Origin of the sequence: Nostoc flagelliforme FACHB-838, assembly GCF_014698065.1 — a bacterium.
Classification (GTDB): Bacteria; Cyanobacteriota; Cyanobacteriia; order Cyanobacteriales; family Nostocaceae; genus Nostoc; species Nostoc flagelliforme_B.
In genome coordinates this window covers 1-7,903 of sequence record NZ_JACJSI010000274.1, presented here as the reverse complement: position 1 = coordinate 7,903, position 7,903 = coordinate 1, and the positions used below count along the sequence as shown (strand labels likewise).

At 41.8% G+C, this 7,903-nt stretch carries 12 protein-coding genes; 8 read left to right on the top strand and 4 right to left on the bottom strand.

Annotated features, from left to right (window positions below; genetic code table 11):
• Positions 1-852: 852 nt before the first annotated feature.
• Positions 853-999 (bottom strand): hypothetical protein, encoded by a 147-nt coding sequence (locus H6G97_RS53815; RefSeq protein ID WP_242055906.1) that lies wholly within the window; start codon positions 997-999, stop codon positions 853-855.
• A 354-nt stretch (positions 1,000-1,353) separates the two neighbouring features.
• Between H6G97_RS53815 and H6G97_RS40540 the strand changes: the two genes are divergently transcribed.
• A complete protein-coding gene (locus H6G97_RS40540; RefSeq protein ID WP_190946259.1) occupies positions 1,354-1,590 on the top strand; it encodes a hypothetical protein in 237 nt (78 codons plus the stop codon).
• A 238-nt stretch (positions 1,591-1,828) separates the two neighbouring features.
• Here H6G97_RS40540 and H6G97_RS40535 read toward each other — a convergent pair whose 3' ends face one another.
• From H6G97_RS40535 to H6G97_RS40525, 3 genes are all read right to left on the bottom strand, one after another.
• A complete protein-coding gene (locus tag H6G97_RS40535) occupies positions 1,829-1,978 on the bottom strand; it encodes a hypothetical protein (protein ID WP_190946258.1) in 150 nt (49 codons plus the stop codon).
• A 398-nt stretch (positions 1,979-2,376) separates the two neighbouring features.
• The gene (locus H6G97_RS40530; RefSeq protein WP_190946257.1) at positions 2,377-3,438 is read right to left on the bottom strand and encodes a hypothetical protein; all 1,062 of its coding nucleotides are present in this window, start codon (positions 3,436-3,438) and stop codon (positions 2,377-2,379) included.
• A gap of 110 nt (positions 3,439-3,548) precedes the next feature.
• Complete coding sequence (locus H6G97_RS40525; protein WP_179076365.1) at positions 3,549-3,794, bottom strand: helix-turn-helix domain-containing protein; 246 nt, start codon at positions 3,792-3,794, stop codon at positions 3,549-3,551.
• A 183-nt stretch (positions 3,795-3,977) separates the two neighbouring features.
• Here H6G97_RS40525 and H6G97_RS40520 point away from each other — a divergent pair, with 183 nt between their 5' ends.
• The 7 genes from H6G97_RS40520 (at position 3,978) to H6G97_RS40490 (ending at position 7,852) form a co-directional block, all read left to right on the top strand.
• The gene (locus H6G97_RS40520) at positions 3,978-4,853 is read left to right on the top strand and encodes a hypothetical protein (protein ID WP_190946256.1); all 876 of its coding nucleotides are present in this window, start codon (positions 3,978-3,980) and stop codon (positions 4,851-4,853) included.
• 116 nt (positions 4,854-4,969) lie between these two features.
• Positions 4,970-5,320, top strand: a complete 351-nt coding sequence (locus H6G97_RS40515; protein WP_190946255.1) for a hypothetical protein — start codon at positions 4,970-4,972, stop codon at positions 5,318-5,320.
• A 25-nt stretch (positions 5,321-5,345) separates the two neighbouring features.
• Entirely contained in the window at positions 5,346-5,735 is a 390-nt protein-coding gene (locus H6G97_RS53810; protein ID WP_242055905.1) for a hypothetical protein, read from the top strand.
• Between the two features lie 125 nt (positions 5,736-5,860).
• Entirely contained in the window at positions 5,861-6,703 is an 843-nt protein-coding gene (locus H6G97_RS40505; RefSeq protein ID WP_190946254.1) for a hypothetical protein, read from the top strand.
• Between the two features lie 65 nt (positions 6,704-6,768).
• Positions 6,769-6,978, top strand: coding sequence for a hypothetical protein (locus H6G97_RS40500; protein WP_190946253.1), 210 nt, complete (start codon positions 6,769-6,771; stop codon positions 6,976-6,978).
• A 16-nt stretch (positions 6,979-6,994) separates the two neighbouring features.
• Positions 6,995-7,354 (top strand): hypothetical protein, encoded by a 360-nt coding sequence (locus tag H6G97_RS40495; RefSeq protein ID WP_190946252.1) that lies wholly within the window; start codon positions 6,995-6,997, stop codon positions 7,352-7,354.
• Between the two features lie 135 nt (positions 7,355-7,489).
• Positions 7,490-7,852 (top strand): DUF1392 family protein, encoded by a 363-nt coding sequence (locus H6G97_RS40490; protein ID WP_190946251.1) that lies wholly within the window; start codon positions 7,490-7,492, stop codon positions 7,850-7,852.
• Positions 7,853-7,903: the final 51 nt, after the last annotated feature.

Genomic DNA, 7,903 nt, shown 5'->3' with positions numbered 1-7,903 from the left:
CGAGCTTAGTGCATCAGGTCTAAGTTTAGGTAGTGCTACAGGTACTAACGGTGCTGGTTTTGCAACCGCCACCTTGCTTGGTACAGTCAATTTACCTAGTGCTTCAACTGGAGCCATTGATTATGAAGGCTTTACGATTGTTAACGAATAACAGTCGTTAAAATATCCTTTCAGTAGAATTTTTACGAAAGGTACTTTGCAAAAGCTAGAGAAAGGGTTAATTGAAGGATAAAAAAAGGTTTTATCTGTCTTGTCCTTCAATTAACCCTTTTCTTAATTAATATTACAAATCCTTGTATCCAAACCCTTTAAAATATCGTTTTTTATCTAATTTACTAGTTAAAAATTGAATTTGAATTTCAGCTAAAAACCCCTGCTACATTGTATATTTCTGAATTTTAAGTATTTTCTTCTCTAACGGGTAACTGTATCCCTCACTTTTATTTTTTTAGCCGTAGACATCGCTAATCTCCTCAACCTGTTGACACTGCTACAGCAAGTAATCATTTTTCCTGAGCTAGTTCTAGTTATCATTTTCAGAATTTAACATATTTCCGAATTGTCTGAACATTTTCATTTAAAGTATGAACTGCATCTATTGTCCTAATATTAATTGTCGTTGGATTAGCATTCTGAGTAGCGCTTCAGCAGTCGTAACGTAAAATCCCTCCTGTTGAACACGCAACTGTGATAGCAGCATTGCCCCTAGTATCCAGTAAGCGAAAGAATACAGGGATATGCAATATCCGTGCAATTTCTTCTGATAGGGTACTTTCGCCAGTGCCAAGAATATCAGAAAATAGAATTAGTTTCATCTATTCATAGTTAACAGAATCATAGGCTGCTCTCAAGCTAATCAGAATACACCCGATTGATGCGATCGCAAATCACCTGCATCTGCTCACACTCGGCAGGCAGATAGTTGAAGGACTTCAGGTGTTGCAACCCAACCGTGTACTCGCCATCCCACATTCTCACCGTGCAACTAAAGTCATTCACTGCGCTGACAATTGCCCAACAGCCACCTTTGCCTCTGAGTTCTGGGTTGTCATTGGCAAGGATTTGACAGACTTCCCCAATTTCGTAACTGCTAGGTACTTAGGTGCGTTCCATAATTTGTTGCACCCATATTGAACAATGCAATGCGATGAGTAGTACTTTACCATCGGCTCGTTGTACGCCGTCTGCTAAACCTCTTGTTTTCGCTCAGGTCACATTAATTAAGGTTTAGCTTTACATTTACTAATCCTTTAGTAGAAGTATATTCCCGACCAAAACTTTTCTTAAGAAAGAGGTATTAATTAAAAACTTTATTAACAATTGTAAAGATAGTCCCAAAAATCAACGCAATCTATGCAATCACCAGAAGCTCAAACAACAAAATTCGAGAGTAAAGCTCCTTTGTCAAAGGATACTACTTCCCATATTCAGCCCGAATCAAAAACTGAGCCAACAACTCAGGTACAAGCAGATAGCGTGCTTACCCGCGAACAATTGCCTAACAGGGGATTTCGTATTGCCCTCACCCTGGTTACTAGCGTGATTATTCTAAGTGTCGTTGCTATTTACTTCGGCATTATTCATCCTTAGTACATTGTTACAAAACCGAATGGCACGCCCCTTAAAGCTAAATCGACTATAAGACCTATGGGTGTGGGGTTTAGTAATAAAGGAATTTATTAAGGTTGCACTTAATTTTGGCTTTTCTGATCTTTTTTCCTACAGCCTGCACCCAACCGTCTACACCCAGCCACAGCAAGAGTTTCACGTTTTCAAGCGGGATATACCTTTTCGCTCTAATAAAAGGTGATTGCTCTGTTTTGGCTGATTAGCCCAAAGATTTTAACAGCCGTTGGGGTGACAGCTTCAGAATTATCATTTTTTCGCTCCCAATAACTGCAATATCTCCTTCACTGCCGTTTTTTCCCACTCCATCTCCTGAATCCGCTTCAGTAACCGCTTGGGAATGTACTTCCACGACTCGACCAAGCGATTGCCCTGACTCTAAAATTCATAATGATAGTACGCCTGTGAGTAATCCTTGCCATTCCTAATAATCATTCGCCAATGAATACTACCCCTACCTTCCCCCTTGTACTGTCGTATTTTACTAGGGTTTACTGCAATACTCAACAGCGATAATATCGATAGAGTTGGGCGGTTGACGGTTTCATCTTAACAATAGCGAGTAAACTACCTGCTGCGTCAATTACTTCAATTCGGGTAAGCGCATAGACATCTTGGAATATAGGTTTGCAGTATTCTAGTGTATGGTCAGCCCGACGCAGTGGAGAAAACCTGATTGTAGATTTACAAACTCGGCTTGAACAGCAGACTTCATTGACAATGACTTAATCGCTCACATAAATCCCTGCCTTACCCCCAGGCTTCCTTATGTGTAATTTCCGACTCTAAAAGACTCAGCACTTTTTCTTCTAACGCCGTTAAATAAACCCGCTTCAGCTTCCCCAACGATTCCAAAAACTTCTGCACCGACTCCTCCAGCCCACTCGAATACACCCGACTGATGCGATCGCTGATTAGCTGCATCTGCTCACATTCAGCAGGCAAGTAATCGTAAGACTTTAAGTGTTGCAACCCAACGGCATACTCGCCATCCCACATTTTCACGGTGCAACTAAAGTCATTCACTGCGCTGACAATTGCCCAAAAGCCACCTTTGCCTTTCAGTTCTGGATTGTCCTTAGCAAGAATTTGGCAGACTTCACCGATTTGGTAGGTGTTTGGTACTTTGGTTCTCTCCATAATTTTCTGCACCACATCAGTGACGATCCTGGCACTGGGAACTTTACCGCCAGCCTCCTGTACTGCCCGTTGCCAAACTTTAACCTGCTGCTGGGGTTCTAGCTTTGCCAGAGGGCGTACTTGTCCTTCGTTAGTTGGCAGGATTCGTGAGGGGTTAGGTCGAATTTTGTCTACTTCCTCATTTTGGGAACAATTTGTTCCCGTTTCATCCACTTCCTCATTTTGGGAACAATTTGTTCCCGTTTCATCCACTTCCTCGTTTTGGGAACAATTTGTTCCCATTTCATCTGCTTCCTCATTTTGAGAACAATTTGTTCCCGCCACTATGTTGTCAAATACTATAGAACCAGCTATTAAATAATTGACTCGGCGATGGGTGTATCCAAATCTATCACGACAATACTCCTCAAATGTGCGATGAGTGGATCTGTATAACCTGCGATCACGCAACTGAGCCAATGCCTTGCCTGCCTCAAAAAACGCCCGTTCCACACGGCGCTCTAAGTGAAGGCGATCGCTTTGTTCCTGCTCGGTTAACTCTGGAACTTCAACAGCACTAACGGTAATCGTTGCTGAACCTGGGTTTTCTTCTCGGGTAAGGTTATCTGGTAGCGTGTCATCACTGGATGAAGCAGGGGTAGGCTTTTTACGCTTAGAGGATGGTTTAGTCATGTTTCCACCTCTTATTAGTTCAATGGCATTTGCTCAAAGTGTGATAGTTAGTTGCGATAATCTCTCCCAAAGTACTCACCAAAAAAACCTGTGGATTAGCAGTAGCATGATTAAATATCACAATCTTCCTCCAGGTTTACACCAAAGGAAACTCCCAAAACTTCTTCGATTTTGCGAAGGTTTTCAATTGAAAGCGCCCCTTTAAGAGTTTCCTTTTCGATGTCGTACCAGTAAGTGCGCGATAAACCAACTTCATCACATATTTGCTCTAGAGACTTACTCGAATCTAATCGAGCTTGCTTAATCCGCTCTCCTAGCCCCTCAATTTCAACTTCCTTGACTTGTCTTATTCGCATTTTTGCACTAATCACACTACCACCTCCTTAGAGTAAAGCGTTAACTATTAGTTTTACTATACACTACTAACTAATAGTTAACACACTATAAACTAGTAGTGTACTATAAAGATGTAGAGAAAGCGCCCCCGACTACCAATCTAGAGCGCTTCTCTAATCCTAATTTCAAGGAGTTTAACAATCATGACACATCCGACATACAGCCATCAACAGCTACAACTGAAATCGATTGCGCGACTCAAGCAAATCTACAGCGAAATCGGCTGCACAGTCGAAGTAAGCGACAAACGCTGTAAGGATTCTTGGATTAGCGCGATCGCTAATTACCAAGCAAGCAAGGTTCAGAAAGTCGCCCCTGCTGCCCCCGACAACCAAGCCCTCGCTCAAGCCGAACTCGACAACTACATTGCTGACCAAGCCCAAGTTGTAGCTCCCGAACCCCTCACAATAGTCGAAATCTCGTTTGACCATCACGAATATTACGCTGATGACAAACTGGTAGCCAGCATCAGCCATGACGACAACCACCTAACCCAACGCTGGGTAGTAATGGTCAACGATAAAGAAGTATTCCGTGCCAACACTCTAATGCGTTGCGATCGCTTCATCTGCACTCACTACAAAGACGGCTCATTACCAGTAGTAGAAGAGGACAAGGAGCAGGGAGCAGGGGGCAGAGGAGAAAGATTCTCTCCCATGCACCCCGCACCCTGCTCCTTGTCCTCTTCTACTACTGGTAATGAAGTCATGGCGCAGATTTTCGATGAATGTGAGAAATACGGCTTTGAAATCCTCGACGATGGGATTTACCACAACGACGTGAAGCTGGGCGAAGTAGGGCAGACTGACGCTAGCTGGTGGTTCACACGCGCAGCAGACGAAACCCAGCGCATACCCTGTGATTCTGCAATGTCAGCAGTTCAATCGCTGTCGATGGTGGACGTGTCTACTGATAGTAAATCCGTTTTTGATGAATACTTTTTAGAGCAACCGTTAGAACAACTAACTGGCGATAAATTGCAGCGCCTGCTGGAAAAAGCGGAGTTAGTAACAGCGTAAGTCTTGGGCTTCGCCTGGGAAAAGGTTAAAGGTATTGGTTAAAGGTAAATCTATTCATTCCTTTCCCCTTTCCCCTTTTCCCTAAAACACATTCCCTCCATTCATTAATCACAAATATGCAAGCCACAATCTCAATCCCCCAACACTGGGGCTACCCTCGCTTTGCTTTGGAACAGCGTACAGAACAAGGCACGATTCTAGGACTTTACTACTACCCATCTGGTACAGAATTGGCTGAACAATTTGATGAAGAATGGCGTTATGTATTGATGCCTAACAAGAATTCTGACGAGATATCGTACTTGCAAGAGAATCAAATCCAACCGCTTACACCAGAAGAATTATTCCAGCAAATTTCCGCAGAGATTGACTTTTATCAACAGCAAATAAGCATTCTCAACCGACAGTTAACCGTATTAACTAACACGGGACGCGGTTTTTTGTTGGAAATTGCCGAGGATTTTTAGGTTATTAATCCCAGAGGATAAAATTATGAAGCTTTATGCAAAGAGCATTGCACAGACTTTACCTGATTGGGCAACTGTCGTCACACATAGTGCAGATTTATTTGAGATTGAAATCAACGATGAACATCCTACTTTTCAATCTCTGCTTGAAGAGTTAGAAACGGAGATTGAGCCAGGAACATTCGGTGTGAAAGCTGAGGATTTATGTTCCAGACTCGGCTTTGATTTGTCTAACCCCAATCTGCACCAGTTAGTTGAACAAGCCCAAAACTTGCTATCTAAAATTGCTACGCATCCAGATTACAAACAACTGCTGGAAGCAGGGTATCAGCCAGATTTAAACATTGCCGATGCTCAAACTGCGCTGTCTTATTTGCAATGGGAGTTAGAGCGAAATCAACAGCCTTCTCTTTAATACAAAAGCAATCGTCTGAATGTAGTCTAATATTCAGACGATTGCTACTACGGGAAATTGCTTTCCGCTACAGAATTCCCATTATACACAGAACACCAATCAATAAAACTTTAACCGAGGTGAATATGGTTACTGAAATCAAACTAGGTTTATGCAACCCTCCCGAACCCATCTATTTATTTGTCAATCAAGGGGAGGTAGATGGCGAATATTTCATTTGGTACAAGTTTAATATCAGCCAGGATAAGAAAATCCCAGTTCCCCAAAGAGCGTTAACTGGGTATCTGTCAGAACTGCGATTGACTACTAAAGAATTCAAAGGGAAGGACAATCTGAAGCTGGATATTGTTATCAGTGCCGATGAACTTTATATCGTCAGAACTGGTCTTGAAACCAACTTCGCCAAAAGCTTCCTTCTCGCTGCATCAATTGTTCAGGATTTTTCTAAGCCACTGATTATCGTTGCTAATGCTGGCGACGAGAACACAGTTTTCTGCAATCTTTACGATGCTCCAACCAAAACTAAGATTTACAGGGAATGGAGTAGAGATTTGGATTGGGCAACTATCATTCGTGACATCCAATCCTTATTGGGTAAAACTTCAAACTCGATTCCCGAACCCCCACTAACTCCACCAAAACTTAGTGTAGTTCCTCAATCAGTACACCCACAGGATTTGCGAGTTAAAAATATTCGCACCTTGCTTGATTATCCACTTGATTTGGTCAGAGAGTGGTTGCAATTCCAGAATGTTGACCGCCCAAGTTTACTTGATATTAACCAGATTAATGAACTAATCAGAACCATGTGTTTAGCTTGGGCAGCAAACGAATGCGACTATCCCAATCATGCTGAATCTTTGTATCAAAAGCTAGTTGTTGATGCTGTTGCTAGCGGTGCGGATGAATTAACGGCAATCAACGGATGGATGCAGCAGTTGCAAGCAGTAAAGACTGGAGCAGTGTAAATCAGCATACAGGATTCAGAATATTTTTACTTCTGAATCCTCAATTAATCAAATAGAAATTACCTATGAGAGTCATCGTTACAGTAGTAGAAAAAATCATAAGTGAAGCTCACATCGATATCCCTGATGGGCTGAATCAATCCGCAATTAAACAGCACATAGTAGACCGCTACAACAATGGGAAAATGTCCATAGATATGAACATTTTTCAAGTAGATTTTCAATCTATCAGCGCTCGAATTGGACCAGGAAAATCTGATGCTAAATCTGCATAAATATTGGAGGTAATAAATGAATTCCAAATGGACTGATGAAGAACTCGGAATCATTGAAGCTAAAGCTGAACTTTATACCCCTAAGCAAATAGCCTCAATCTTAAAAAGACATGGCTATTCCCACACTCCAATTGCTATTGCCACTAAACTTTGGGCTTTGGGTTATTCTACAAGCCCTTTTCTCGATAACTATACTAGTGCTGAAATCGCCCGTGTTCTGTGTGTCCATTCCACCACCGTTTCTGGCTGGGTGCGACTTTTACAATTCGCAATTCGCAATTCGCAATTCGCAATTTGCTTCCTTATATCTGAAGTTGGATGGTTGAATATTAATTCTGTTTTTCTCAATGAATGGAGAGGTTTCCATACCAATTAAATTATCCAATTGTATTTTAATTGCGAATTGCGAACTGCGAATTGCGAATTGTTTTGACAATTCCCCACAACATCTAAAAAAGCGTATTGCCTCTATTGACTCCGAAGCCATTAATTACTTATTGAGGAGAAAAGCATGATTGACAACATTAACGCACTCAAAACAAGTTGGTATCTTTCTCCACCTTGGGGACAAACAATTCCATCCGTTGAGGTGAATTTACTGGAGAGAGTTTACCTGCGAACCAACAGAACATTTGGCTATTGCTGCGGTATGCAATGGAAACACGAATGTTGGATTTATTCAATTGATTGCCGTAATGAAATACTGCACGCGACACAAAAGCAAATCGTAATCGACCACGGGGCGATCGCAAATTACAAGAAAGTAAAACCCATTGACATCAAAGAGTTAGAGTTCAAAAGAAGCAGACAGCAGACTAATTCAATTTGGGAAATCAAACTGTATAAATTCGTGGGTTTTAAGCAGCATAATTGAGCAGCAACTTTACTCGGCAGGAACTTGTGGAAGTAAAGAAGGAGTTGGTTG